We start from the raw sequence: 26,562 nt of genomic DNA, 5'->3' as shown, positions 1-26,562 counted from the left end.
CAAACTTTCCTGTTTGTTTGCTGCACAGGGACCATATATAAAGGAGTTGTAGAAGTTGATAGATTATAAAGCTAAAACATATGAAGATGCAATAAAAGTAATCGAGGAACTCGGATTACTTCCTCTGGCTTCCTTAATCCCTGGGTATCCTTCTCTGAATAGCATAACTATACAAGAAAATTGGCATTCTGATACAGAATTTGACCCTTGGATCTGGAGGACTAAGTTTTCTTCTGACGGGGTTGCAGGATACGGGAAATTTATCAAGAAAAAATCAATATTAGTATCTCGTCAGCTTCTGCCATATATAAAATTAGTCTTGGGACATAATGAATCAGTTGAAGAACGCTATTTTAACGGAAATATATCAAAGGAAGCATTAAGCTTATATAAGATTATCAATCAAGAAGCAGGGATCGATACGAGAGCGTTAAGGGTAAAGGCAGGGCTAAAGGAAAAGGAGAAAAAGAAAGAGTTTGAAAATGCATTACTCGATTTACAGGGAACGATGGATATTGTCATCTCGGGCATACATGAAAGAAGGAATGTAGATGGTGAAAAGAATGGTTGGAGTAGTACATCCTTTGAAACTTATGATTCTTGGACAAGCAGAAATAAAATAGCAGTTATTGACATGAAAAGAGAAGATGCAAAGAAATATCTTTTAGCTCACTTTTCGAAAGTATGTAGTAATGAATCTTTAACTAGATTTGAGAAAATATTTGGATAATAATAACGTAATTAGAGTACTCTTTCTATAAAGTAAGAGTACTCTAAAAGTGATGTTATTTGATAAACGCCACAGCACGAACAGGTGAAGCAGTTGCATTTTTTAGATTGAGTGGCAATGCCATGAAAGTGAAGCGTTCATTTAAAGGAAGCTGATGTAGATTCACTAAGTTTTCTACTATATAAATAGGAACACTTAATAGCTTTAAATGTACTTCGCGCATCATATTGTCGTGAATGTCGATATTCGCCAAATCTAATCCTATACATTTTACTTGTTTTTCTACGAGCCAGTCACCAGCACAAGGTGCAAAGGCATGTTCCTCATAAAATGCCCCTTCACCCCACGGAAGCTTTCGTGTACGAGTAAGAACAATGTCATCAGGTTGAACAGTAATACCTTGGCGTTTTTCAGCTTCTTCCAACATTTCACGTGTTACCGCCTGAAAAGGATCTTTAAAATCGGACACATCTAATAGTACAGCTTCTCCGTACGCTTTTGTGAGATCCATTTCAGCTGTAGATTGACCATCACGCATAAAGTGTAAAGGTGCATCAATATGCGTACCACTATGGTCGGACATTTTTAGCATGCGAGATTCAAAACCTTCACAGGGAGCCACATAACGATGCCCCGAGTTCTCAAAAGTAGATTCCTCTGCAATAGCAATAGGTGGATGTGACGTATAAGAGCGAAGTCCATCGTAAATTTCTAAAGATAAATCAATTAGTTTCATAAAAGTTCCTCCTTACATTTTAATAACAATTTTACCTGATGCTTTGTTTAATGCGCTTTCAAATCCTTCGAGGCAATCATTAAATGGCACGGTTTGCGCAATTAGTTTTTGGAAAGGAAAGCGAGGATCTGCTGCAAGCGATAAAACAGCTTCATAATTTGATTGGGTAATGCCGTAGCTTCCTTTTATACTGATTTCTCCACGAACGATTTGATCCATTGGAATAGAAAAATTAGCGGGATTAATGCCAACTAAGATAAGTTCACCACCTCGTTTTAAAAGGCGTAGTGCTGTATTTGGAATAGTTGGATGACCAGAACAGTCAATAATAGCATCAAAACCTTTGAATTGTTCATGTGGAATATCCTCTGCATTTTGAAAAATCTTGGAAACTCCAATGTCTTTAGCAAGCTGAAGACGATCTTTATCAATAGCAGTACCTAACATTACCACTTGTGGATTACCTGATCCGACTAAGATAGCTGCTACGCCTAAGCCAATCGGTCCTGGACCAACTACTAGGATAGACTTTTGTGCAAAGTTTTCTATTTTCACCACAGCGGTATAACTGACGGCTAAAGCCTCCGAAATTGCAGCAACCTCATCTGTTACCTCATCCTGAATTGGGATTAGATTTTTATTGTCCACAACCATGTATTCTGCCATTCCACCTGGTTCGCGAAAGCCATAACGTAAAGCTTCTGTCGGTGTTTTTATATATTTATAATCATCGAAATCACAGCGGTTACTATCACCTGTAAGGCAGAACTCACATACGCCACAGCTTTTATAAGGATTAATGACCATGCGTTGTGGTGGGATTTCCCCTTCACCGACCGCAACGACTTTACCAGTAACCTCATGCCCTAATACAAGAGGGTAGGTTACCCAGTCATAACCTCCATGCCCATCATACATATGTAAATCACTGCCACATATTCCAACAGCATTCACTTTTAATAAGCTTTGATGGGGTTTTAGTTCTGGTATTTCGTAAGACTCAAATTTTATATCCTTTTGAGCTGATGAATTTTTTACAAGTACTTTGTTATGCATTTATTCATTCACCTCTTCATCTTGAGCTGAAACAGCTCTAATAATATTTAGTAAAAAGTCATCTTTCTGGGCTAGATATTGTTTTTTGTCCGTTGTGGACCAATCATAAAAACCTTCATTTGTCTTCATGCCGAATCGTTTGTCTTCTATTAGCTGTTCATGAATCGATAATGGTTCGATACCATTTTCTAGAGTAGGATAAACGTATTTCACAATAGCCATATGCGTATCGAGCCCATTAATATCTCGCTGTTCAAGAGGACCAGTATTGGCTAGTCGAATACCTAAACTCCATTTAGCTATGAAATCCAGTTCTTCAGGTGAGACAATGCCTTTTTGGACAAGAGACATTGCTTCGCGTGATAGCGCACTTTGAAGTCTATTTGCCACAAATCCTTGAATTTCTTTTTTAAGCAGTACTGGCTTTTTATGAATGGACTGTAGAAAGGCCATCGTTTTTTGGATATGATGTTCATCTGTAAAAGCACTTGGAATAACTTCTACTAAAGGAGTAATATGTGCTGGTGAAAAGAAATGTGTACCAATGACTCTTTCCTTATGTTTTACGTTTTCTGCTATTGAACTGATTAAATAACTCGATGTGTTTGTACAAAAGGTAGTAGAAGTAGGGAAAAAATCTTCTATGCTTTCGAATAAATGTTGCTTTGCTTCTAAATTTTCCGTAATTGCCTCGATGACAAAATCTACTTCTTTACAATCCTCAATAGATTCTAAAAAGAGTACTTCTTGAAAAGCTTTATCTACCATTAATTCCTGGCGACGTGCAGTAAAACCTTCGTAAAGTGATACCTTTATTTGTGCATCCAAAAAATACTTAGTAAGGGCAGTCCCCATAAATCCACCACCAATTATGCATACATGCTTCAAATGATTCATCTCCTTAATACTTCAGAACAGCTTGAATACCAACTGCATAAATACAAATAGTCCGAATATCTTTCAGCACATCATCAGTAGCACCCATTTGAATCGCATTCGTTTTGTGAATATCTATGCCTTTTGGGTATTGATCGCAAAGGTTAATTGCGTATAAAAGTAGTTCCTTTAAGTAACGTGACACTCCCCCGTCACGAAGGGAAGTCGTGCGTAAATTGCTATACTTTAATAGTGTATCAGGTGCAAAATCTACTAAATACGCAATCCACTTTGGAAGCTGTTCAAATTCTGATTGATAGTAGCTTATGCATTCTTGTTGATTGGAGAAAGAAGAAACACTCTGTAGTTCTATTGTAGATTCAGCTTTACCTGTTAGTTCAATAGCCATCGTAATAGCCTCAATCCCCGATAACCAGGCTGGGATTCCTCGAGAAATAATGGCAGCGGAAATTAGTTCAGCAATTTCCTGTACTGTATTGCCTGCCTCAACGGCCACTTCTGTGAAGTGAAGCATAGCCTGTTCTTCGCGACGAGCAGCAAATAAACCAACTAATAGTAAAGACTTTTCTTTTTTAGAAAGATGAGAATCGTTTAGCAAAGTGTGCATGATGAAACCTCCATATAATTGAAAGAGCCATTGTGATGAAAACAATGACCCTTTTTTATTTTTATAATAGGTAAGCCCAAGCTAGTGTAGCAACGATATAAACAATTCCAACGTAGAACATAATCATTACTAGGAAGCCCATGATGTCTTTTAGTTTTAAACGAGATAGTGCTAATGCTGGTAAAATCCAGAATGGTTGTACTAAATCATTCCAAGCATTCCCAAGCATAACGGACATTGAAGTCTCTCCAAGTGAAGTTCCCAATTCTTTAGCGGCATCAATCATGAAAGGACCTTGAACTGCCCAGTGACCGCCTGCAGATGGTGCAAAGAAGTTAATAAAGAAAGAACTAATCAAGCCCCAAAACGGCAATGAATGCTGAGTGGAGATATCAACGAATACTTGTGAAATTGTATCTACTAAGCCAGAAGCAGCCATGATTGCCATAATACCAGCATAGAATGGGAATTGAAGAATAATCCCGGATACAGTTTTGATACCATCTGATAAATGCTCTGTATATTTTGCAGGAGTACCAAGTAAAATAATCCCCAGGAATAAAATCATAAAGTTAAGGATATTTAAGTCTAATGACTTCCCACTAGTAAAATGAATTACTACGTAAATAAAACCTAAAATCCCAATTGAATAAGAAAGCAGACGGCTATTATTTAATTTGTTAGCAAATGTGTTTTCATCATCCAACACATTTATTTTTAATTTTTTCGTATCTGAGTGTAAAGTAGGATCAATTTCTCTCACATTTTTCGGGTCTTTTGGATGAAGCATTGCATTGAAAAGTGGTAATGTGATGAACAAGAAAATAGCTGTGATAATCATTGGTAAACTAAAAATAGTTTCAGATAAAGCGATAAGTCCCATACTTTCCTCTAAAAAATGACCAGGTGTTGAGATTAAAATTGGTATAGAAGCAGAAAGACCTAATCCATAAAATGTGAAACCAGAATAGGCAGCAGCGATAATTAAAGGGTAATGAACACCTTTCACTTTTAAAGCTAATTTTTTAGCGATTATTCCACCGATAACTAATCCGAATCCCCAGTTCAAGTAACTACCGAATCCACCTACTAATGTAGCGACAATAATTGCTGCCTTAGGTGTATGCACGTAAGTCGCAATCTTATTCAAGAAGCGATCTGTAATTGGTGCTGTTGCTAGTACATAACCCATAGCTAAAATGACAGCCATTTGTGTAGTGAACGCTAAAAGGTTCCAAAAACCGTCACCCCATGAACTTGTTAAATTGAGGAATGATATATCCTCGATTAATAGCGCTAAAATAAATGTTAAAATCGTTAAACCAATCGCAAATACGAATGGATCTGGTAAATACTTTCTCATAACAGATGTAAAGAAATTCGTTAATCTTTCCATATAATATCCCCCTAAAATTGTTATACTTGCATCAATTACTCCCATATAATTTTTGTAATTTGAAATATTAAATCTTATTTGCATGACAATGCCTAATCTTCAGAATAACTATGCTAAAATGTATCTAGTTTAAATAAATGGAGGTCCTATTTATGCAACAATTAAATACCGTATTAGTGACTGCATATGCAAAAGCACCACAAGGTACAGCTATGTACGAAACCTATAAGCACGCAGGTATTGTACTTGAAATCGATAAACTAACACATAAAATAGTAAGTGCCGAATTTACATTCATAACAGAGTTAGCACAAAATTTCTTTCAACGCATGTTATTAGACTTTGACTTTACATCGGATATCCATATTTTAATCGACCGTATTGAAGAGCATTATTTGGCCCCTTCAAGCGGAGCGGTTATTGTTGCTTTAAAGTCTGCACAGAAAAGATATTTAGAAAAAATAGGTAAATAAGATTTAGACTTAAACATTAATATTTTTTAGAAGAAAACTCTTTTAGGAGAATTTTCTTCTATTTTGCTTGGCAATTTTCCACGATTGTTGTGATGCCTAATCCACCTGCAATACAAAGTGTGACTAGTCCATAACGCTTGCCTGTACGCTCTAATTCATGAATAAGTTTCGTCATTAAGATCGCACCAGTCGCACCAATAGGATGTCCCATTGCAATAGCTCCACCGTTAGGATTTACTTTGCTTTGATCTAAGCCTAGTTCTTCGATAACAGCAAGTGACTGGGAAGCAAAGGCTTCATTGAGCTCAATCACATCAATGTCTTCAATGGAAAGACCGGCTTGTTTTAAAGCTTTTAATGTAGCTGGAACAGGTCCAATACCCATAATAGAAGGGTCTACTCCAGCAGCAGCTTGAGCAATGATTTTAACCTTTGGCTGAAGACCTAGCTCTTCGGCTTTTTCTTTTGACATAACGAGAAGGGCTGCGGCTCCATCATTACGACCACTAGCGTTAGCGGCAGTTACTGATCCACCCTCGCGGAAAACTGGTTTTAAAGTAGCAAGCTTTTCTATAGGTGTCAGTCGTGGATGTTCATCGACTTTGAATACTTCCGTTGTTTTGCGTGTTTTAATCTCATACGGGACAATTTGTTTTTCAAAGTAGCCATTTTTAATAGCATTTTCAGTACGTAACTGACTTTGATAGGCAAATGCATCCTGCGCTTCACGAGTAATGGAGTATTTTTCAGCAAGATTTTCAGCTGTTTCACCCATTGTTGTTAGACCATATGATTCTGGTTGTGAGCCGGGTTGACTTTCCGTATTTGGGTCTAATACTTGGCTATTTCCTACATTAAAACCGTATCTGGCATTACGAATATAGTAAGGGGCAGTACTCATCGATTCTGTCCCACCTGCGATAATCACATCACTTAACCCAAGTGCAATTTGCTGTGCGGCATTATTAATAGATTGTAGTCCAGAACCACATTGACGATGCACCGTGTAACCAGGCACTTCAAGAGGGATATCTGCACGTAATGAAGCAAGGCGAGCAACATTAGACTGGTCAGCACTTTGTTTTGCTTGGCCAAAAATAACTTCATCGACTTCATGAGGGTCGATTTGCGTGCGAGCCAGTAGTTCTTTTATAACAGCAGCACCTAAGTAATCAGCAGTCTGAGTCATTAGTGAGCCGCCGAGCTTTCCAATTGCAGTACGTACTCCTTCTACAATAACTACTTCCTTCACGATGATTCCTCCTTATTTCAAGCTATTTACAAATGTTGCTTCCGTATTAGTTTCTACTGTTTCTAAATCAGCGCCAGGCATTAATTCAACTAAATGTAGTTGACCATCGATGTAATTAAAAACAGCTAAATCCGTAATAATAGTATTTACACTTCGAGTGGATGTAATAGGGTACTTACATTCCTTCAAAATTTTACTTTTTCCATCTTTGGATGTATGAGTAGTCGTTACAATGACTTTACGAGCACCAACTAATAAATCCATTGCACCGCCCACACCGATAATGTTTTTTCCTGGAACGGCCCAGTTGGCAATACGTGCATGCTCATCTACTTGTAGAACTCCTAGAATAGCTACATCTACGTGACCACCGCGAATCATGGCAAAGGATGCTGCGCTATCAAAGTAAGAGGCACCAACCGCTTCTCCAACTGCAAATTTCCCTGCATTGACGATATTTGGATCTATATCTTCTTCCAAAACATCCTCGACACCAAGCATCCCGTTTTCGGTGTGTAAGTACACATGGTTATGGTCTACGTAGTTTGCCACAAGTGTTGGAATACCAATGCCTAAGTTAACAATTTGTCCTTGTTCTAACTCTTGCGCAGCACGTTTAGCAATAGCTTCTTGAATTGGATTAGCCATGTTCGACGACACCTTCCTTTGTCAAAACTTTTTTCGCTAGGATAACGCGATCGACGAATAGGTGTGGTGTAGCGATTTCATCACTTTTAAGTTCGCCGGCTTCTACTATTTCATCCACTTCGACAATAACTGTTTTAGCAGCAGTTGCCATAAGCGGGTTGAAGTTACGTGCTGTTTTGTAATACACGAGATTGCCTAATGTATCAGCTTTATAGGCACGAATAATGGCTACGTCTGCCTGTAATGCTTCTTCTAAAACGTATTCCTCATCCTTAAACATCTTCGTTTCTTTCCCTTTCGCTAAATCAGTGCCAAAAGAGGTTTTTGTATAATACCCGGCAATCCCGGCGCCACCAGCTCGAATAGATTCTGCTAATGTACCTTGTGGCAATAACTCAATATCAATCTCTCCGCGTTGGAAGGCATCGCCGACATCTCTATTACCAGTAAAATAAGAACCTATTGCTTTTTTGACTTTCTTTTGTTCAAGTAATTTCCCTAAGCCTTGTCCTTGCTCGCCGAGGTTATTACTAATAATCGTTAAGTCATTAACATCAAGTTCTACTAATGTATCGATCAATGTTAGTGGACCACCAACTAAACCGAAGCCACCAACCATAATCGTTTGACCGGATTGAACACATTCCAGTGCCTCTTCTGCCGAATTATAAAATTTCATGTTTTTTCACTCCGTTATTTTTGTATAAGTGCGTCACTAATTTCAAACCAAGAAGGGATACCTGCTGTTAACAAACAAATGTACCCAAGTTCCGCTAAGCGAGGTTCATCTACCCCTTTTTCACGTGCTTTTTCAGCCCAGTACTCAGTTTCGGTATTTTTTAATACCGTAGTGTAAATACCAGTCATTAAAATATATTTCATTTGTTCATTTACTACATTTGTTTCAAGTAATTTCTCAGATAAAGCGTTTTCATCTTTTGATACCAAAAGAGATAGAAGCTGTTCGTAGTAGTTTTTGATATCGTCATTGGAAGCAAACTGTGCATAATAACGTACAATTTCTAATGCTGTTGCATCATGTGAAACTTTCTCGGCTTGTGTGCCAGTTAGCTCAAGTGCATATTCAAACGATTGAAGCCCAATTTGTAATGCTTTTTCTCCACCGTAGTTATATGCTACAAGTAAATACTCAACCAATTCTTCCAGCGTAGCACCACCATCAATTGCACCTTTTGTATGATAAACCATGCTTCGTGCATAATGTCGAGCAGAGTTAATACCAACTAGTAAAATATCCTTTTCTTTTACCGAAAGTACACCTTCCGACATTGCTGCTCCGCGTAACGCAGTGTAATGATCTAGCATAGCTGGGTTATAATCATGCATTTTTTGAACCCAACCTGGTACGACATCATAAACCTTTTTGAAGTAATCTAATCCAGTCGACATATTTTTTCAGCTCCTTTTTATATAATAAAAGGCCACACTACGTCCAAAACACAATAGTAGTGTCTTTTAAGAGTAGTGTGGCCAACAGTCAAGTGGGGAATAACAAAGAAAGGTCATTTCTCTGTAGCCACCTGATAGGCTTTATATTTATGGTTACATAATTATTCACATAAAACTGAATAAAATTCAAGCTTTATTTATAATTTTTGTACAAATTCCTTTATTGTCGGGTTTACATCGTTACGTTCCGCGAAAACAAGTGTATAGTGATTGCTGTCGGTTGTGATTTTATGGATATTTTTTGCGTATTGTTGCGTTTCAATATATGACTCAGCTAAAAATAATGCTGGCATCGTACCGATCTCACCAGTCGAATGCACTAATAGTACTGGACATTCTACTCCAGGAAATACTTCGGCAGGCTTGTAATCATAGAAGCTCTGGAAGTCTTGGCGAATTTTTGTTTCATCCGATTTGTTCTCCCAATGACCATCCACTTCGGTTAACTCATAACGACCAACACTTTCCATATGCTCATCCCAAACTACTCCAAGATTACTATAGATTCTCTTGATTTCTTCTAAGTAGGCTTCTGGAGTTTCGTAGTGTTTACTAATACGTCCTAGCGAAGGCTCTACTATTTTTCGCTGATGATCCGTACAAGTCGCAGCACCATCTAGTAAGATAAGACCTTTTACATCATCTCTCTTACTAGCGACATTAGACATAATAAATCCACCCATTGAGTAACCCATTAGTATTGGATTTTGTATATTTAATGCATCTATTAAACTGATAATATCCTGTGTATGCTGCTCGATACCGGTATATTCTGTAGCTTCAGAACTATTTCCACGACCTCTTAGATCAACAGAAATAAATCGGTAATCACCTTTAAGTAATTCTGCATAGTAATGGAGCTGTTTACTATTTCCTGTTAATCCATGAATACCAATAATTACACCTTGTGTTCCTTCGTAGTCTGCATAAGCCAAAGTACCACCATTAACTTCAATTGAACGATATTGCATATGTATCCTCCTTTTGTACAAAGTATAGAGTAATTTGTACACCTTCTATCCAGAAATGTCAAAATTTTAATTTACAGTTTGAAACAAATCTCTAACAACAATATAAATGGATAGCTGATATAGCTGAACGATTGCCTTCGCTCCACTTGAGTGAATTTTATCTGCTAGCTTTGTAAGGCCAGGAATTGTACCATCATGGTCTATGCACATCTGACCTTCAAGCTTTTTCCGTTTTTCGTAAATTAAATAGGTTTTTATGCATAGTTGTCTCCTTTTAAAAACACCTCTTCATTAAAGAAGAGGTGTTTTAGTATTATTAGTTATTTTTCATCCATTCTAGGAAGTTAGCGATCACAGTATCTAAAAATTCAATAGTTGCTTGGTCTGTTAATTCGCCATTGTCATTGAATTTTGTATGTGCTGCTCCAACGTATACTTCATTCATTGGCAATAGTGGTGAGTTTAAACCACTTGCGAATAGAATATCACGTAAATGCATTTGTGCTTTTACAGTGCCCATAGCACCCATAGAAGCTCCCATAATCATGGATGGTTTATTGTTCATTACTTTATCTACACGACTCATCCAGTCAATTGCGTTTCCTAAAACACCTGGGATTGTAGAATTATATTCTGGTGTTAACCAAAGAACAGCGTCTGCTGCTTTTACTTTTGCTTTAAAGTCTAATACTTCTGGTGGTGCATCTAACTCGATATCTTGGTTATACATAGGGATTGGTTTTAAGTCTAAAATTTCTAACTCAAACTTATCCGCATAGCGTGCTTGTATATGTTTTGCTAGTTGTAAATTTAATGATTCTTTGCGGATACTTCCTACGATTGCTACTATTTTCATGATGTGTTCCCTCCGAGGTCTATTTAATGGAATTTATGTTGATTTCCATTGTAAGTATGTGACTGCTGGTTGTTAATGATACGATACGTTTTGTATTGTAGGATGTCTTCACCTGAGTCCTTTGTTAGTATAGAAGGTTACTAAAAGTAAGTCAAAATAATTGACTCGCATTCGTAATTTTAGAAATTTCTGAAAATAAAAAGGAACCGAAAACGGCCCTTTTAGATTGAGAGACTGAAGTGACTTTTAGTTTAGGAAAGTGCTGGAATTCGAACTGTTAAAATAGTGCCTTCACCTAAAACACTTTCAATAGTAATTCCATATTTGTTACCAAAATAATAACGAATTTGTTCGTGAACATTTTTGAGCCCGATATGTTCTTCCGTTAAAGTATTAGAGGATTCTTCTAGGTGATCTCGTAAGTGCTGTACTTGCTCGGGATCTATGCCAACTCCATTATCTTGAATCTTAATAAGGAGGTCTTTTCCTGAAATAGTAGAAGAAACTTCAAGAATCCCTTGTCCAAGCTTCGGTTCTAAACCATGAACAATCGCGTTTTCCACCAGTGGCTGAAGTGAAAAGTGTACGATTTGTATTGATTTACTTTGTGGTTCTAAGGTTTCAATATATTGTATTTTGTCTCCAAACCGCATTTGCTGTACTTGGATATACAAACGAATATGAGTCAGTTCTTCTTCTAACGTGATTGTTTCTTTTCCGCTTTGGATAGTGACTCGAAATAACTGTCCAAGAAGACCAATCATTTCTGCTATATCTCGTTGTTTGTTTATGACTGCTTTCATTTGAATTGATTCGAGAGCGTTTGCTAAAAAGTGTGGATTGACCTGACTTTTTAATGCACGATAATGTGCTAGTTGTTGTTGAGCCTTAAGATAAGAGGCTCTCTCAATATAATCCTTTAAGTTAGTAGTCATTTTACTGATTCCTTGATATAGGACACCAAATTCATCTTGACGTTCACTAGTTAAGTTTACATTGAATTTTCCACTTCCAATTTTTTTCACTTGCTTACTTAAAAAGATAATTGGTTTTGTTACACGTGAATATAGAATTACCATAAATAACATAGCCATAGCAAGGGAGAAAAGTGCCAACCACAAAATAACCTGACGTAGCAGATTCGCATGTTTCGTCATTTCTTGTTCCTCAATATATTGGATTACTGTCCAACCAGAGTAAGGGGAAGTCACATAGTTAAAAAAAGAGTCAACTCCGTCTACATCAGCATAGAAGCTTCCTGTATCTGTTTGGGAGTTAGCAACTGCTTGCTGAACAGGTGTTTTAAATGTCCTATTAAAGTTAATCTGATTTAAATCAGAAGCATAAATAATCTTCCCGACGTCGTCGATAATAACAAAGTTTCGATTGCTATTCTCTGATAGGTTTAAGATATTGCGTAGTGAATCTAAACGGATATCGATTAGTAAAACCCCTAATGGATTTCTCGTGCCGCTTTTGTTAATGACTCTTGCAATGGATATAACCGATTCATTTGAATTGGGTCGATGAAATGGTTGATGAGTTCCAAATAACACTATTTTTCCTTTTTTCTCCACCGTTTTTTTGTACCATTCCTCGTTCGGTAGGTTACTCACGTCGTAAACAGCTCTCTTAAAACTCGAATAAAATACGCGGTTATCTAAAAAAATCTGTACACTGTCTACATTATCGATAGTCATTTCAATACTACTGATGAAGTGTTCAATTGCATTCTCGTATTCTAGACTTTGAATATAATCTTTCTCCGAATCCGTTTTCCCCCAATTTTCTAGTGCATTTTGAAGTCTGCTATCCATATGAGCTGTTAAAGCGCCAATTTCAACACTGCGTAAATATTGATCGAAATTGAATGATAAATTGTTCAGAATAAGGTTTGAGCTATTTTGATATTCACTTTTTGATGATTGGATAGAAAAGATATATATAATAACCGACAAAATTAATAGTGGAATAGTAATCGTAATAATCATCAGGCTAAAAATTTGAAAATTAACATATTTAAACTGAAATAATTGGAAGAGTCGTTTTAGTCGGTTCATACATTATATCCTTAGTTGTTTTCTATATTCTGTAGGAGTCATTTGTGAAATATGTTTAAATAATTTTACAAAATGTTTATAGCTTTTATATCCACACATAAGCGAAACATCATTTATGGAGTATTTAGATTCTTTGAGACATTCGAGAGCGTATCTAATTCTGATTTCGCTTACGAAGGTCATGTAGTTAATATTTAGTTTTGATTTGAATAGTCGACTTAGATACGATGGATTATAAAAGAAGTGTTCAGCAACCATATTAAGGGTTAACTCTTGGTTAATATGTTTTGTTATATAGGTTTCAATTTTCTTGAAGAGTTGAAGATCTTCTGGAGAAAGTGACTCCAACGTACTCAAAATTAAAGAGTTACCAAGTATATCTAGTGTGCTGTCTATAGTTTCTTGAGATGCTAGTTGCTTTAAACGAATTTTTTCTATACATTCCACAATAACGGAAAAACTCTTTTCATACTGTAAAGGTTTTAGTAAGTAATCATGAACCCCACCGTAGTGAATGGCTTTTTGTGCATATTCAAACTCGCTATGTCCAGTTAGAATAATGAATACGGTATCGGGTAGCTTTGTGCGTAGATGACCAATCATTTCTAGTCCATCCATTACCGGCATTCGAATATCTGTAATGACCAAGTGAGGCAATTCGATTAACGCAGTATCTACCCCATCTTTACCATTCTCTGCTTCCACAATTGTTTGTACCCCTAATTGCTTCCAATCGAAATATTGTTTTAAGCCAGAACGTATAACTGGTTCATCTTCAACAAGCATCAATTTATACATCATATTCCCCCAAAATGATTTAATAGTGGTTGTTGTTATAGAAGGATTTTAATATGCCATTTTTTGTATTTGCTCTAGTGTACACGATAAATTACAATTTCCCAATAGCTAGATATATGATTATTCAGACTATTTTATATATTATGACCATACATGTCAGAATCGGTGTATGAATGTAAAATTCGAGGGATTGTAGAGAGAGCTCTATGACTCTATGATAAAAGCAGGTAATGAAAGCGCTTACCAACATTTCCAGAATCGTAATAGGGGGGATACAATGCAAGGTTCAAAAAGAAGGTTCATTTTGTTTATCGCAATTGCATTAGTCGTATCGATGTTCTTAGCAGCTTGTAGTGAGGATGCTGGGGATGAAAAAGTAAAAGAAAAAGATTCTACAAAAGTTCCAACATCTAGTGATGCCAAATCAGTAGAAATAACATGGTGGAATTTCCCGAACTTCCAGGCTTTAGATGGAGAAGTAGGGAAGTATGAAGAAGGAATTATAGCTGCTTTCCAGGACAAAAATCCTGATATTAAAGTTAATTTAGAAATGCTTACTTTTGAAGGTGGACCAGAAAAACTTAATGTAGCCATTGCAACAAATACAGCACCTGATGTGATTTACGATGCACCTGGACGAATTATTGACTGGGGTAAAAAAGATTTGCTCGCACCGTTAAATGACATGATGCCTGAAGAGGTAATGAGTGATATTTCTCCAGCTTTGTTAAAGTTATCAATGGTTGGTGATGAAGTATATATGTATCCGTTCAATACAGGGCCATTCATGATGGCAGTAAATAAAACATTATTTGAAGAAATTGGAGAACTTGATTTGTTACCTTTAGACCGACCTGATCGTACATGGTCTGTGGAAGAATACGAGAAAGCTTTAAATGCAGTGAAAGAAAAAGCTCCAGATATTATTCCATCTGGGTTCTATGCAAAGAGTGTTGCAGGAGACCAAGGTACACGTGGTTACATTACAAACTTAGGTGGAAGTAGATTTTTAAATGAAGATTATAGTGAAGTAGCGATTAACTCAGCGGCTGGTGTGAAAGGGCTGGAGTGGGTTGTGCAGGCTTCTCGGGATGGATTAGTAGCACCGGGTGCTGCGTCACTTGAAGCGGGAGATCATAATGATTTATTCCTGCAAGGGAAAATGGCATTTGCTATTAACTATTCTGCTGTACTAAAATCACTATTTGCTCCAAATAAAACCGAAGACTTTGAAGATATTTTACTTCCTTACCCAACTCCAGATGGATCAGATCCTAAGCTTGAGCCGTTTCTTGGAGGTTTAGCTGTCTTTAATAATGAAGACGACGATAAAATCGAGGCTTCTAAGAAATTAATCGATTTTATCGTGAACGATCCAGAATGGGGAGAGAAAAACCTTATTCAAACTGGTGGCTTGTCAGCGCGTAACTCCATCACGGGGTTATACGAAGGTTCAGAGTATGATTATTCTGAGCTGGCACGTAAGTTTATAACAGATCCGCCCACAACTGCAGATGGTTATGCAGAAATCCGTACTTTCTGGTTCCCTGCTTTACAAGAAGCAATTCTTGAAACAAAAACGGCGAAAGAAGCACTAGATGAATTTGCAGAAAAAGCGAATGCAACGATTGAAAAAGCAAAATCTGCAAAATAAAATACGCGAAGAAAGAAAGTGCCATTAGCAGAGTGAATAGTTAGAAAAGGAGCAGCATCTTTGATGTGTTGCTCCTTTCTAAAAAAGAACTAGATTGGGGTGGTAGAAAATTGTTAGCAACTATTCGTAAACCAAATAAACACAAATTGTACGATTGGTTGATGAGTTATTTGTTCTTGTTGCCAGCGTTAACATTTTTCCTTATTTTCGTTGTATATCCTATGTTAAGAGGAATATACATGAGTTTCTTCGACTATAGCATTACCAACTTTGAATTCATTGGATGGGATAATTATGTAACTCTATATCATGATGAGACTTTCCATAAGTCACTTATAAATACGATTGTATTAGTTGCTGTTGCTGTTCCTATAGTTATTGGATTCTCGATTTTTGTTGCAATGGCTATTTACAAGAAAAGTGAATTTATCCGCTCATTTTGTAGGGGAATATTTTATCTGCCAGCAGTAACCTCTGTAGTAAGTGTGACAGTAGTGTGGGGGTGGATTTATCATCCGAATTTTGGACTGCTTAACTATGTGACTAATTTTTTCGGAATGGAGCCGAAATCCTGGCTTGGTGATCCTAAAACAGCGTTAATGGCGATAACCGTTATATTAATCACAACATCTGTCGGTCAGCCAATCATTTTATATGTTGCTTCTCTAGGTAATATTCCTACTAGTTATATAGAAGCTGCCCAAATAGACCGAGCAACGCCGTGGCAAATTTTTCGGAAAATTATTTGGCCATTACTAATGCCGACAAGCTTATATGTAATTGTCATCACAACGATAAATTCATTTCAGTGTTTCGCGCTCATACAATTACTTACTTCTGGTGGACCAATCTATAGTACCTCAACCGTCATGTATGGCGTTTACCAACAAGCATTTCTTTTAGGTAATTTCGGTATTGCTTCGGCAATGGGGGTCATTCTAGCAATTATTATTGGAATTATTTCCATCATTCAATTTAAATACTTAGGCAATGATGTGGAGTACTAAAAGGAGGAAACGTCTTGAAAACAATATCTCCGTTAAAAATGAAGAACAAAAATAATATGCATGGACGGTTAAAATGGTTACGCGAATTAAGTGCTATTAAAATAATATCCACAATTATATTAATCTTCTCGGGATTATTCTTTCTTTTCCCGCTCTACTGGATTGTTACTGGTGCATTTAAATCTCAAGTTGTAGCAATCACAATTCCACCAGAATGGTTTCCACTAAACCCTATACTTGATAACTGGGTAACATTATTTAGTAATCCAGTTTGGCGTTGGACTTTTAATAGTTTCTTCATAGCAAGTGCGGAAATGATTGCCGTATGTTTTGTAAGTGCAACAGCTGGTTTTGTCCTTGCTAAAAAGGTGTTTCCTGGTCGTAAGCTTATATTTATCGTATTGATTGCTGCTATGGCGCTTCCGAAACAGGTAATTCTTGTTCCATTGTTTACGATGCTGGCAGATTTTGGATGGGTAGATACATATAAAGGGCTGATCATTCCAGCAATTGGCTGGCCATTCGGTGTTTTCTTGATGAAGCAATTCTCACAAACCATACCGAATGAACTTCTCGAAGCCGCAAAAATAGATGGTTGTGGTGAAATTCGTACCTTTTTTCATATCGTACTTCCAATGCTCAAACCAGCAATTGGTGCTCTAGCAATCTTCACCTTCATGTTAAGTTGGAATGATTATTTTAGCCAACTCGTTATTACACGTTCTACCGATATGATGACTCTTCCTTTAGGTATTGCAACCATGCAAGGGGAATATAAAACAGATTATGGTGTAATGATGGCGGGTGCTGCATTAGCTTCTGTCCCTATGATTATTATTTTCATGCTATTCCAAAAGTCGTTCACACAAGGAATTACAATGGGTTCAATCAAGTAAAGGAGTGGGAGTTATGGCGCTAAGTAAATTTAAGGGTATTATACCTGCTTTCTATGCTTGCTATGATGATGCAGGAGAAATATCTCGAGAGAGAATTACAGAATTAAGTCAATATTTATACGAAAAAGGAATTAAGGGCCTCTATGTTGGCGGAAGTTCTGGAGAGTGTATTTATCAAACGCTTGCTGAAAGAAAAGCAACGCTAAAGTATGTTGCGCAAAACCTACAAGACAAGCTTACACTAATTGCGCATGTAGGGGCACCGTCTACAAAGGAAAGTGTGGAATTAGCACGGTATGCGGAGGAATTAGGTTACGATGCATTATCTGCTATTCCTCCCATCTATTTTCAGTTACCTGAAAGTGCGATTGAAAAGTACTGGTTAGAAATTATGAATTCTACGAAATTACCATTTATTATTTACAATATTCCTCAAACAACAGGCTATAATCTTTCCATTTCGTTACTAGAAAGGTTACTAAAAAATGATAAGTTAATAGGCGTCAAAAATTCTTCTATGCCGGTAATGGATATTGAGCGATTTAAAGCAGCAGCAGATGAAGACTTTATCGTTTTTAATGGACCAGATGAGCAATATGTGTCTGGTAGATTAATAGGCGCTGATGGAGGGATTGGTGGGACTTACGGGGTAATGCCAGAACTATTTTTAAAAGCGGAAGAATTTATTTCATCGGGTAACTTCTCAGATGCTAGAAAAATTCAACATGATATTAATAATATTATTATTGCCCTTTGCTCATTGAATGGTTCGATGTATTCCGTTATTAAAGAGATTCTAAAAATAAGAGGCGTAAATATTGGCAGTGTAAGAGGTCCATTAGAGGCAGTACATGGAGCAGATTGTGGAAAATTGGAAGGTATTAAAAGGATGATTGATGAGGCAATTGCGACATATCAAATGGCTTAATAATGGGGGCATGTAGATGAAATGCAAACGGGAAATTTTAAAATCTATCGAGAACGAACTCATCGTTTCTTGCCAGGCGTTACCGGAAGAGCCATTGCATAGTCCACACATTATGGCTCGAATGGCTTATGCTGCGATGAGGGGTGGGGCGAAAGGGATTCGAGCGAATAGCATTGAAGATATTAAAGAGATTAAAAAAGCAGTTGACCTGCCAATCATCGGGATTATTAAACAAGTCTACGATGAATCGGACGTTTTCATTACCCCGACACAAAAAGAAATAGACATACTCTATCAGGAAGGGGTCGAAATTATAGCTATTGATGCAACGAATAGGAGAAGACCTGATGGGAAAGTAATTAGCGACGTTTTCCCAACTATTCGTGAACAATATAGTAACCAACTGTTCATGGCAGATTGCTCTACATATGAAGAGGCAAAACAAGCTTACGAATTAGGTTTTGACTGTTTAGGTACGACACTTAGTGGTTACACAGAATATACTCAAGGGGTAAAACTACCAGACATGGAGTTGATCGCAAGGCTAGTAAAAGATTTCCCGATTCCAATTATTGCAGAAGGTGGGATTTGGGATCCCGAGGAACTAAAGGGTGTATTTGAACTTGGTGCCTATTCAGCAGTTGTTGGAACAGCTATTACAAGACCGATGGATATTACGAAAAGATTTGTAAAAGCGATAAAGTCCAATGTATAAGGATGAAGTTGATGAATATTTTAGCAATTGATATTGGTGGAACATCTATTAAGTTTTGCATCTCTGATACAAGTGGAAATATATCCGAATTTAAGGAATTTGATTCAGAAGCTAAAATGGGGGCCAAGCATTTAATCGCAAGAATAATGCATCTCATTTCAATGAATTATACAGACTTTCAAGCTATTGGTATTAGTACGGCGGGTCAGGTTAATAGCGAAGAAGGGTCAATCATCTATGCAAATGAGAACATTCCTAATTTTACTGGTATGAAGGTGAAGGATATTTTCGAGTTGAACTTCCATGTTCCTGTAGTTGTTGAAAATGATGTGAATGCGGCTGCATTAGGAGAAAAATATTTTGGCATAGGTAAAAGGTATAAAGACTTTTTATGTTTAACCTATGGAACAGGTATAGGAGGTGCTATTGTTTATAATTCAGGCATCTATAAAGGGTTAAATGGTTCGGCAGCTGAGTTTGGTCATATGATTCTATATCCAGGTGGAAAGAAATGTACTTGTGGTTTTTTAGGATGTTACGAAATGTACGGCTCCACAACAGCGTTAGTTGAAAAAGCATTAGAGGTCGATGAAAAATATGTGAATGGCAGAGAAATTTTTGCAGGACTTGAACAAGGTAATGCAGAACTGAAGAAAATACTTAGTGCATGGATAATGGACGTAGCGTATGGCTTAGTTTCTTTGATACATATATTCAATCCACCGGCAATTATTTTAGGTGGGGGAGTAATGGAACAGGATAAATTAGTTTCATTAGTAGATAGTAAAGTTAAAGAACTAGTAATGGAAAGTTATTCAGAGGTAGAGATTGTTAAGGCATCTTTAGGTAATAAGGCAGGATTATTAGGTGCAGTGTCGCTGCATTTATAAATGTTAATGGTTCATATAAACTTACAAATAGAGAAGCCGACTCTATCATTCCAATGCTAGAAATTGTAGAGAACTTAAGAGATATTCTTTACTATTGTGAGTTAAAGCCATATATGAAATATCGCTATTTGTCCTGTAGCAAATCAGTTTTTTGGAGAGGGCGCTACGCGGGGCTTTCAGCTCGTACTGTTCCCACAGGAGTCGCCACTTTCACTTCAATCAATTAAATGAGTATTACTAAACTATGGGATATTGCATAGCCTCTCGCTTGGATGATTAGAGGGGTCCGAGTTAAAGAAGGGATAAAATTGTCTTTTTAATTAGGGATACTATTCTGTAAGGAGAGAGGAAGAAAGTGGATTTTCTCTTATCTAGTGGAATAAAGAAAAATAGTAAGTATTTACTGAATAAAGAAGCGAAAGAGCGAACGAAATTGCATCTTCGTGAGCCTCTACTATGAATAGGAGAGTTTCATATCTATAGTTACCCAAAAATGAACTAACCTGTTTCTAAAAGTTGTAGAAGGGCGACGGACAGTCAATAGCCATAAGATTACCGAGAAAAAAAGATGCTGGTCGTGACTTCAGTCACGACCAGCATCTTTAAAAAATCAAACGGTAATTATATAGCGATAAGTCTGTCTAAAGCCCTTCGAAAACAGTAGAAACAGGTTTAGATCCTAAAGGACCAGGCATTTTTTGCCTGGTTTTTTTATGCAATAAAGAATTATCCTCTATTTTCAAAATCAATATTTCCAAATAAATCCTCGTATAATAAATGTGTTTAGATGCACGTTAATACAGTCGACAAATAGATTCAGGAGACCGTTATAATTTGCAATTGGTAGCTATCTATTGTCACAAATAAGTAGAAAGGTTTGTATCGCTCATTTTTAGGGCAATACATATAAGGGATTGTTGAACAGTACAATGGAGGTATAACATTGAAAACTAGAATTTTGGTATTTACATTAATCATTATAAGTATAAGTATTTCTACAGCAAGTGCTGATGAACCATTATTGAATCAACTGGATTTAACAGATACATATATAGAAGGTATGCCTATCTTAGAAGAAAGTCTTCCGGATCCATCTATACATACTGTAGTGGATGGGGACAACCTATTTGATATTGCGGCTGCTTATAATATTTCAGTTGACCTACTCATAGAGTGGAATGGATTGACCGATCACGTGATTTACCCAAAAGACCGGTTAGTATTGAGTAGCGATACTAAGTTGGTTAAGCATCCGAATTCTATCCCCCCAGATGGACCAGGTATAGAAATGACAGTAGAGGCAACTGCTTATACTGCCTATTGCTATGGCTGTATTGGAATTACTGCTTACGGGATCGATCTGAGAGCGAATCCAGAGGAAAAAGTAATTGCAGTGGATCCGACAGTTATTCCACTTGGTACTAAAGTGTGGGTGGAAGGCTATGGAGAGGCGATTGCTGGAGATACGGGTGGCGCTATAAAGGGGAATCGAATTGATGTGTTCATTCCTACTTATGATGGGGCGATTGAGTGGGGACGACAGGAGATAATACTGAAAATTATGGAGTAGTTTTAGCTAGTAAATTATGTGTTTTAAATGCCATTTTCCCAAACAGATTTTAAGTGTTTGGGAGGGTGGTATCTTTTTATTTTATTAGAATGTTTGTTTTTAAAAGTTTTTGGGCAATACTGAGTCAAATTCAAAAGTGATTGAAAGATTGCTTGAAGGAGGATTTAGTATTGAAAGCAAAAACAATGTTAATGATTTTAGTTGTTACTTTATCGATGAGTTCAGTAACGTATGCTGCTGACCCTTTCCTCATGGGCACGAGTGATGCAGAAGGATCTGATATATTTAAGTCAGATAGCGAAACAGATTATGTTTTTTTCGATGATGCCATAAATCTCGAACTAGCTTATGATTTTCTACTTAAGCCTATGACATATACAGTAGAGCAAGGGGATAATCTATTTCGGATTGCTCTTATGCATGGTATTTCATTGGAATCGCTGATGGAATGGAATAATATTGAGGGAGATTTAATCTTTCCAGGTGACGTGTTAAATGTAGGTAGAGAGGGGATCGATGAACCTGCTCATATGGTAGCGGCTGCATCAACTATAGCTAGAAGTTCCCCACCTTCGGATACGTCTGAAAAACCAAAAATAATTGTCTCGTCTTCTATAGAAGAGCCTACAAGTTTCGAAGAAGAGATGACTGTTACCGCTACAGCATATACAGCCTATTGTGCGGGGTGCTCAGGAACGACCGCATACGGAATTGATTTGCGAGCCAACCCCAACCAAAAGGTAATAGCCGTGGATCCCCGCGTAATTCCATTAGGGACCAAAGTGTGGGTAGAAGGCTATGGAGAAGCGATAGCTGGCGACACTGGAGGAGCTATTAAAGGAAATAAGATTGATGTCTTCATTCCTTCCTATGACAGTGCTATGGCTTGGGGAGTCAAACAAGTGAAATTAAGAGTAATTAACTAAACCAAAAAACCAGATCAGCTATTTTATGCTGATCTGGTTTTTTGGTAGAAGCTGCAGTTATGACAAGAATAAATGTAGAACTACGAGATCCTCTATTGCAACCCTTTAGTCCGTTAATTCGCTAAAGGGTTGTGAAGATGTTTAGAATGTTGCATAATAAGGAAATTAGTACGTTTATAATTGGAGGGTTTTATATGCAAATTGATACACAGGTAAGAGGTAGCTTGCAGCAACGAAGCACCGATTTAGACAACCGAGGACGCCTGTTAGTCAAATGCGCCGATAAACCAGGAATCGTTTCTGTGTTATCAACATTTTTACATACACATCATTCGAATATTATTGAATCTAGCCAATACTCAAGTAATCCAGAGAACGGTACATTTTTTATCCGAATTGCTTATCATTGCGATGGATTACGCGAAAAGGCGTCGCAAATGGAAAAGGATTTTGAACAAATTGCTACAGTACATAATATGGAATATAGCTTTCATTATTTGCATGAGCGTACACGTTCTGCAATTTTTGTTTCAAAGGAACCGCACTGTCTAATGGAGCTTCTATGGGAATGGCAAAATGGTGATTTGGATACTGATATTGTCGTAGTCATCAGTAATCATGAAGACGCGCGACCATTTGTTGAAGCATTAGGCATTCCATATTATTGTATCCCAGCAAATAAAGACATTCGGAAACAAGTGGAAGCTGAACAAATTCGTTTAATGGAAGAATACAATGTAGACTTATTAATTCTTGCTCGCTATATGCAAATATTAACACCCGCGTTTGTGGACCATTTTGAAAATCGCATTATCAATATCCACCATTCATTCCTCCCAGCATTCATCGGAGCCGGTCCATACGAGCGTGCTTACGAACGTGGAGTAAAACTGATTGGTGCTACATCTCATTATGTAACAAATAATTTGGATGAAGGCCCTATTATCGAACAGGATGTGGAGCGAGTGGACCATCGTGATAACGTAGGAGAGTTAAAGAAAATTGGTCGCACCATCGAACGTCGAGTCCTGGCAAAAGCAGTTAAGTGGCATTTAGAAAACCGTATTATCGTTGAAGGGAATAAGACGATTGTGTTCCACTAAGTCAAAAGTTGGAATATGAGCCTAAAAAATATTAATAAGCCCTGACAGAGTAATTTACTTTTCTCTGTCAGGGCTTATATTAGATATGAATAGGTTTAGGTTTCTTGGCACGTATATCTCCTAAGAAAAACTTTCCGTTTGGAATCATTTTTTGAATGGCGATGGACGCTATAATGGGTATGATTAACCCAAGAGTCGTAAAGCCGATAATGCCGTATTGGAAATAATCGTTCAGGATAATATCGGTGAAAATATGCAAATACATGATAGTAATCGAATGCTTTTCAATTTTTGCCAACCAGTCTAGCGATATAATAGCGGTAATTCTTTGGAACAGACCAAAGATAACGATTATAAATGCAAGCGGAATAACTAAGTCGAGCAGTAAATGATCGTACCGTAGAAACTTCATACTTAAATGATAATCAATAAATCCAACTCTATCTGTTATTATTGCAGTAATTGAAACGATAAGAGCTCCTATTAACCAAGATTTCGTAATGTTCATCCAAATAGACTTAGCGTAATAGCCAATAGCGAAATAGACAATTGCCATTAGAACGACATCTAAGTTCCAAAGCATAGGGATTGTTTGTGAGGCTTCGTCTGGAGCACCGCTGATATATTGCATAGCGAAAACACTTTCTAAATGAGCGACAATATAAAACACTATTAATAACCCAATTTGCTTGACCCGACTTAGATATTTAGTCATCATCATGAATAATAAATATGTAAAGAACATTGTCGTTACGAACCAGAAAACTCCATAAGCACCTCGTGCAAAACGGCCTGCGATAACTAATTTTAATAGATCTTGCAAGTACCACGATATGTCGAAGTTACCAGCTACAAGTTCCATTCCGTATCTAACAGTTGTAATTGCAAGTAGGAAAAATAGATAAGGTACCATCAGCTGTAAAAACCTTTTTTTAATAGTTACCTTAGTGTCTTGATCTTCATTCAATTCTTTGAAAAATAACCCGCTTAATAAGAAAAAAGCTGGCATATGGAACCAGTATATATAGGTAATGAAAGGGACATCCAATTCACCGGGATAATGTCCGATCACAACTAGTATCATTAAGAATCCTTTTGTCACATCGACCCATGTTAATCTTTTTTTTGCCATAAAACTTCCCCCAAAACATATTGTCTATGTTTGTTTATCCGTTTTCAGGTAAATATAAACGTATAGTGCGTTTCAAGTATATTATATATTTTCAAAAGGGGTTTTGTTAAATGCTGGAAGTAGTTTGTTTTGGTGACAGTATCACCGCTAGAAAAGAAGGCTACCCGTCACCAATATTAACGTCTAAATTGACATCAAAAATGCCTGGATTTAACTTTATCAATGCAGGTATATCTGGCAATACAACGGAGCAAGCGATGTTACGTTTTAATAAAGATGTGCTATCAAAGCGTCCAGATTTGGTGACTGTATTGTTTGGGGCTAATGATTCGGCAACTCATAAATTTGTAGATTTAGAAACATTTAAGCGTAATATATCTTTAATTGCTAAGCAGATAGGGCCAGAAAAAACGATATTAATAAGTCCTGCTCCCGTGGATGAGACCCTTCAACCGAATAGAACGAATGAACGTATGGAGCAATATGCACAAGCTGTTCGGGAGGTTGCGGAAGAAACAGGAAGTTATTTTATTGATTTCTTTCATATTTTTTATTCGCTTCCGAATTACAAGGAACTTTTAGTCGGAGAGCTGAATGATGGATTGCATTTTGGGGAGGCTGGCTATGAATTGCTTTCTGATTTAATCGCGCAAAAAGTAGGGGAACTGAAGGTGGAGGATGGTTTCTTCAAAAAACTAGTAAACCGATTAATAAGAGGCTAGTATTTTTCAAGCGATTCTTGGAAATGATAGGAGGAAGATTCGAATAAGGAGTGAATTTTCTTGCTGCAATTGCAAACAGAGTTAGAAGGGAAAGAAATTGGGTTTGGTGATTTAAGAAGTAGAATAGATAGCCTAGGCTACACGATAGGCGGAAATTGGGATTATCATAAGGGCAGTTTTGACAACGTATTATGGCGAGATGAAGGAGAAACAATCTACTTGCGACTTCCATTCGAAGTGGTGGAGGGGGAGCTAGATAATTACGATGCGCAAATTAAGTTTCAAACGCCTTATGTCATCAAGCATGTTGTCAATATAGGCTTGGACGATGATGAGAATTCACTACTCACTTCTACAGGCTTCAATCAATTCCAAAATCCAGTTGATAAGGACGGTCACATTGACAACAAAAATAAATGGACAGCTGCTGGAGAGCAGGCAGTTGAGAAAATCGTTCGGCTAGTCCAATAAGAAGAAAGATCATTTTGCACAAGTTGCGAAATGGTCTTTTTTACAAAGAACGAATAAATAATACTACTGATTTCCGTTTCAGGTGGGGTACAAATGCTAAGAGCGCCACCTCTCAAAAGGAAAGCAATCTAAGTTCGCCGCGTCCTGCGGCAACGATTGCATAACCCACCTCCTGTGGGCCTCAACGCCTTCGTGACCAACATCCTGTTGGCCTCCGCGGGGTGAGCGATGAGCTATCACCACAGCACACGCGTCGCTGTGATAGCTCATCAGTCTCACTCATTCCGACGGAGTCGCCACCTTTCACTACAATCAATTAAGTGAGTAGTACTCAACTATGAGATATTGCATAGCCTATCGCTTAGATAATAAGAGTAGTCAAAGGTAATATAGGTATAAAACCCCTTTTGAACTGGGCTACTATTCAGTAACGAAGAATGTAGAAAGTTGATCTTCTTTTTCAAAAGCCCCTTTTCCCCTTATTTATTTTAAGATAAAACATGTGTACATAGGTGGTTTTATACCAATTATCCAATCATATAAAGTGGATCTATTTGATTGGAGCGTAGAGCGGCGACTCCATTGGGAATAGCACGAG

28 protein-coding genes are annotated in these 26,562 nt (G+C 37.3%); 13 read left to right on the top strand and 15 right to left on the bottom strand.

The features are described 5' to 3' along the window. The first annotated feature begins 55 nt into the window (after positions 1-55). Positions 56-730 (top strand): AlkZ-related protein, encoded by a 675-nt coding sequence (locus LDK52_RS06345; protein WP_277585108.1) that lies wholly within the window; start codon positions 56-58, stop codon positions 728-730. A 55-nt stretch (positions 731-785) separates the two neighbouring features. Here the strand turns inward: LDK52_RS06345 and LDK52_RS06340 are convergent, their stop codons facing one another. Genes LDK52_RS06340 through LDK52_RS06320 form a run of 5 tightly spaced genes read right to left on the bottom strand, consistent with a single transcriptional unit; the run spans position 786 to position 5,422 of the window. Then, a complete protein-coding gene (locus tag LDK52_RS06340; protein WP_277585107.1) occupies positions 786-1,466 on the bottom strand; it encodes a cyclase family protein in 681 nt (226 codons plus the stop codon). Positions 1,467-1,478: 12 nt separating this feature from the next. Continuing rightward, positions 1,479-2,522: a zinc-dependent alcohol dehydrogenase gene (locus tag LDK52_RS06335; RefSeq protein ID WP_277585106.1), complete on the bottom strand. Its 1,044-nt coding sequence runs from the start codon at positions 2,520-2,522 to the stop codon at positions 1,479-1,481. After that, a complete protein-coding gene (locus LDK52_RS06330) occupies positions 2,523-3,410 on the bottom strand; it encodes a 3-hydroxyacyl-CoA dehydrogenase NAD-binding domain-containing protein (protein WP_277585105.1) in 888 nt (295 codons plus the stop codon). Positions 3,411-3,423: 13 nt separating this feature from the next. Beyond that, entirely contained in the window at positions 3,424-4,071 is a 648-nt protein-coding gene (locus LDK52_RS06325) for a carboxymuconolactone decarboxylase family protein (RefSeq protein WP_479687887.1), read from the bottom strand. Positions 4,072-4,087: 16 nt separating this feature from the next. Continuing rightward, positions 4,088-5,422, bottom strand: coding sequence for a short-chain fatty acid transporter (locus LDK52_RS06320; protein WP_277585103.1), 1,335 nt, complete (start codon positions 5,420-5,422; stop codon positions 4,088-4,090). A gap of 152 nt (positions 5,423-5,574) precedes the next feature. Here LDK52_RS06320 and LDK52_RS06315 point away from each other — a divergent pair, with 152 nt between their 5' ends. Beyond that, a complete protein-coding gene (locus LDK52_RS06315; RefSeq protein ID WP_277585102.1) occupies positions 5,575-5,895 on the top strand; it encodes a DUF3870 domain-containing protein in 321 nt (106 codons plus the stop codon). A gap of 58 nt (positions 5,896-5,953) precedes the next feature. Here LDK52_RS06315 and LDK52_RS06310 read toward each other — a convergent pair whose 3' ends face one another. The 9 genes from LDK52_RS06310 to LDK52_RS06270 all read right to left on the bottom strand — a co-directional run bounded on the left by LDK52_RS06310 (position 5,954) and on the right by LDK52_RS06270 (position 13,950). Beyond that, entirely contained in the window at positions 5,954-7,147 is a 1,194-nt protein-coding gene (locus LDK52_RS06310; RefSeq protein WP_277585101.1) for a thiolase family protein, read from the bottom strand. Positions 7,148-7,159: 12 nt separating this feature from the next. Further along, on the bottom strand, positions 7,160-7,795 hold the full coding sequence (locus LDK52_RS06305; protein WP_277585100.1) for a 3-oxoacid CoA-transferase subunit B: 636 nt from the start codon (positions 7,793-7,795) through the stop codon (positions 7,160-7,162). Further along, on the bottom strand, positions 7,788-8,474 hold the full coding sequence (locus LDK52_RS06300; RefSeq protein ID WP_277585099.1) for a CoA transferase subunit A: 687 nt from the start codon (positions 8,472-8,474) through the stop codon (positions 7,788-7,790). The genes LDK52_RS06305 and LDK52_RS06300 overlap by 8 nt, the downstream gene beginning before the upstream one ends. 14 nt (positions 8,475-8,488) lie before the next feature. Next, a complete protein-coding gene (locus LDK52_RS06295; RefSeq protein ID WP_277585098.1) occupies positions 8,489-9,205 on the bottom strand; it encodes a carboxymuconolactone decarboxylase family protein in 717 nt (238 codons plus the stop codon). Positions 9,206-9,402: 197 nt separating this feature from the next. Continuing rightward, on the bottom strand, positions 9,403-10,236 hold the full coding sequence (locus LDK52_RS06290) for an alpha/beta fold hydrolase (RefSeq protein WP_277585097.1): 834 nt from the start codon (positions 10,234-10,236) through the stop codon (positions 9,403-9,405). Between the two features lie 66 nt (positions 10,237-10,302). Then, positions 10,303-10,446: a hypothetical protein gene (locus tag LDK52_RS06285; RefSeq protein ID WP_320415345.1), complete on the bottom strand. Its 144-nt coding sequence runs from the start codon at positions 10,444-10,446 to the stop codon at positions 10,303-10,305. Positions 10,447-10,552: 106 nt separating this feature from the next. After that, complete coding sequence (locus LDK52_RS06280) at positions 10,553-11,092, bottom strand: NADPH-dependent FMN reductase (RefSeq protein WP_277585096.1); 540 nt, start codon at positions 11,090-11,092, stop codon at positions 10,553-10,555. Positions 11,093-11,343: 251 nt separating this feature from the next. After that, entirely contained in the window at positions 11,344-13,152 is a 1,809-nt protein-coding gene (locus tag LDK52_RS06275; protein ID WP_277585095.1) for a cache domain-containing sensor histidine kinase, read from the bottom strand. Between the two features lie 3 nt (positions 13,153-13,155). Continuing rightward, on the bottom strand, positions 13,156-13,950 hold the full coding sequence (locus LDK52_RS06270) for a response regulator transcription factor (protein ID WP_277585094.1): 795 nt from the start codon (positions 13,948-13,950) through the stop codon (positions 13,156-13,158). Between the two features lie 277 nt (positions 13,951-14,227). Here LDK52_RS06270 and LDK52_RS06265 point away from each other — a divergent pair, with 277 nt between their 5' ends. From LDK52_RS06265 to purU, 9 genes are all read left to right on the top strand, one after another. Then, the gene (locus tag LDK52_RS06265; RefSeq protein WP_277585093.1) at positions 14,228-15,604 is read left to right on the top strand and encodes an ABC transporter substrate-binding protein; all 1,377 of its coding nucleotides are present in this window, start codon (positions 14,228-14,230) and stop codon (positions 15,602-15,604) included. 110 nt (positions 15,605-15,714) lie between these two features. Beyond that, positions 15,715-16,611: a carbohydrate ABC transporter permease gene (locus LDK52_RS06260; protein ID WP_479687886.1), complete on the top strand. Its 897-nt coding sequence runs from the start codon at positions 15,715-15,717 to the stop codon at positions 16,609-16,611. A gap of 14 nt (positions 16,612-16,625) precedes the next feature. Beyond that, on the top strand, positions 16,626-17,507 hold the full coding sequence (locus LDK52_RS06255; RefSeq protein ID WP_320415344.1) for a carbohydrate ABC transporter permease: 882 nt from the start codon (positions 16,626-16,628) through the stop codon (positions 17,505-17,507). A gap of 13 nt (positions 17,508-17,520) precedes the next feature. Further along, positions 17,521-18,435: a dihydrodipicolinate synthase family protein gene (locus LDK52_RS06250; RefSeq protein WP_277585092.1), complete on the top strand. Its 915-nt coding sequence runs from the start codon at positions 17,521-17,523 to the stop codon at positions 18,433-18,435. Between the two features lie 16 nt (positions 18,436-18,451). Next, positions 18,452-19,150 carry an N-acetylmannosamine-6-phosphate 2-epimerase gene (locus tag LDK52_RS06245; protein ID WP_277585091.1) on the top strand — a complete coding sequence of 233 codons (699 nt, stop codon included), beginning with the start codon at positions 18,452-18,454 and terminating at the stop codon, positions 19,148-19,150. 11 nt (positions 19,151-19,161) lie between these two features. Next, the gene (locus LDK52_RS06240; protein WP_277585090.1) at positions 19,162-20,040 is read left to right on the top strand and encodes an ROK family protein; all 879 of its coding nucleotides are present in this window, start codon (positions 19,162-19,164) and stop codon (positions 20,038-20,040) included. 943 nt (positions 20,041-20,983) lie between these two features. Further along, complete coding sequence (locus tag LDK52_RS06235) at positions 20,984-21,610, top strand: 3D domain-containing protein (RefSeq protein WP_277585089.1); 627 nt, start codon at positions 20,984-20,986, stop codon at positions 21,608-21,610. 170 nt (positions 21,611-21,780) lie between these two features. Next, positions 21,781-22,536, top strand: a complete 756-nt coding sequence (locus LDK52_RS06230) for a 3D domain-containing protein (protein ID WP_277585088.1) — start codon at positions 21,781-21,783, stop codon at positions 22,534-22,536. 194 nt (positions 22,537-22,730) lie between these two features. Then, complete coding sequence (gene purU, locus LDK52_RS06225; protein ID WP_277585087.1) at positions 22,731-23,639, top strand: formyltetrahydrofolate deformylase; 909 nt, start codon at positions 22,731-22,733, stop codon at positions 23,637-23,639. A 79-nt stretch (positions 23,640-23,718) separates the two neighbouring features. Here purU and LDK52_RS06220 read toward each other — a convergent pair whose 3' ends face one another. Continuing rightward, positions 23,719-24,771, bottom strand: coding sequence for an acyltransferase family protein (locus tag LDK52_RS06220; RefSeq protein ID WP_277585086.1), 1,053 nt, complete (start codon positions 24,769-24,771; stop codon positions 23,719-23,721). A 110-nt stretch (positions 24,772-24,881) separates the two neighbouring features. On the opposite strand from LDK52_RS06220, the gene LDK52_RS06215 reads away from it, so the two are divergent. Together LDK52_RS06215 and LDK52_RS06210 are read left to right on the top strand one after the other, a co-directional pair. Continuing rightward, positions 24,882-25,493: an SGNH/GDSL hydrolase family protein gene (locus LDK52_RS06215; protein ID WP_277585085.1), complete on the top strand. Its 612-nt coding sequence runs from the start codon at positions 24,882-24,884 to the stop codon at positions 25,491-25,493. A 60-nt stretch (positions 25,494-25,553) separates the two neighbouring features. Next, positions 25,554-25,964 (top strand): YugN family protein, encoded by a 411-nt coding sequence (locus LDK52_RS06210; protein ID WP_277585084.1) that lies wholly within the window; start codon positions 25,554-25,556, stop codon positions 25,962-25,964. Positions 25,965-26,562: the final 598 nt, after the last annotated feature.

Source organism: Psychrobacillus antarcticus, from assembly GCF_029533155.1.
Taxonomy (GTDB): Bacteria; Bacillota; Bacilli; order Bacillales_A; family Planococcaceae; genus Psychrobacillus; species Psychrobacillus antarcticus.
The sequence above is the reverse complement of the archived record's forward strand: the minus strand, read 5'-3'. Positions and strand labels throughout refer to the sequence as shown.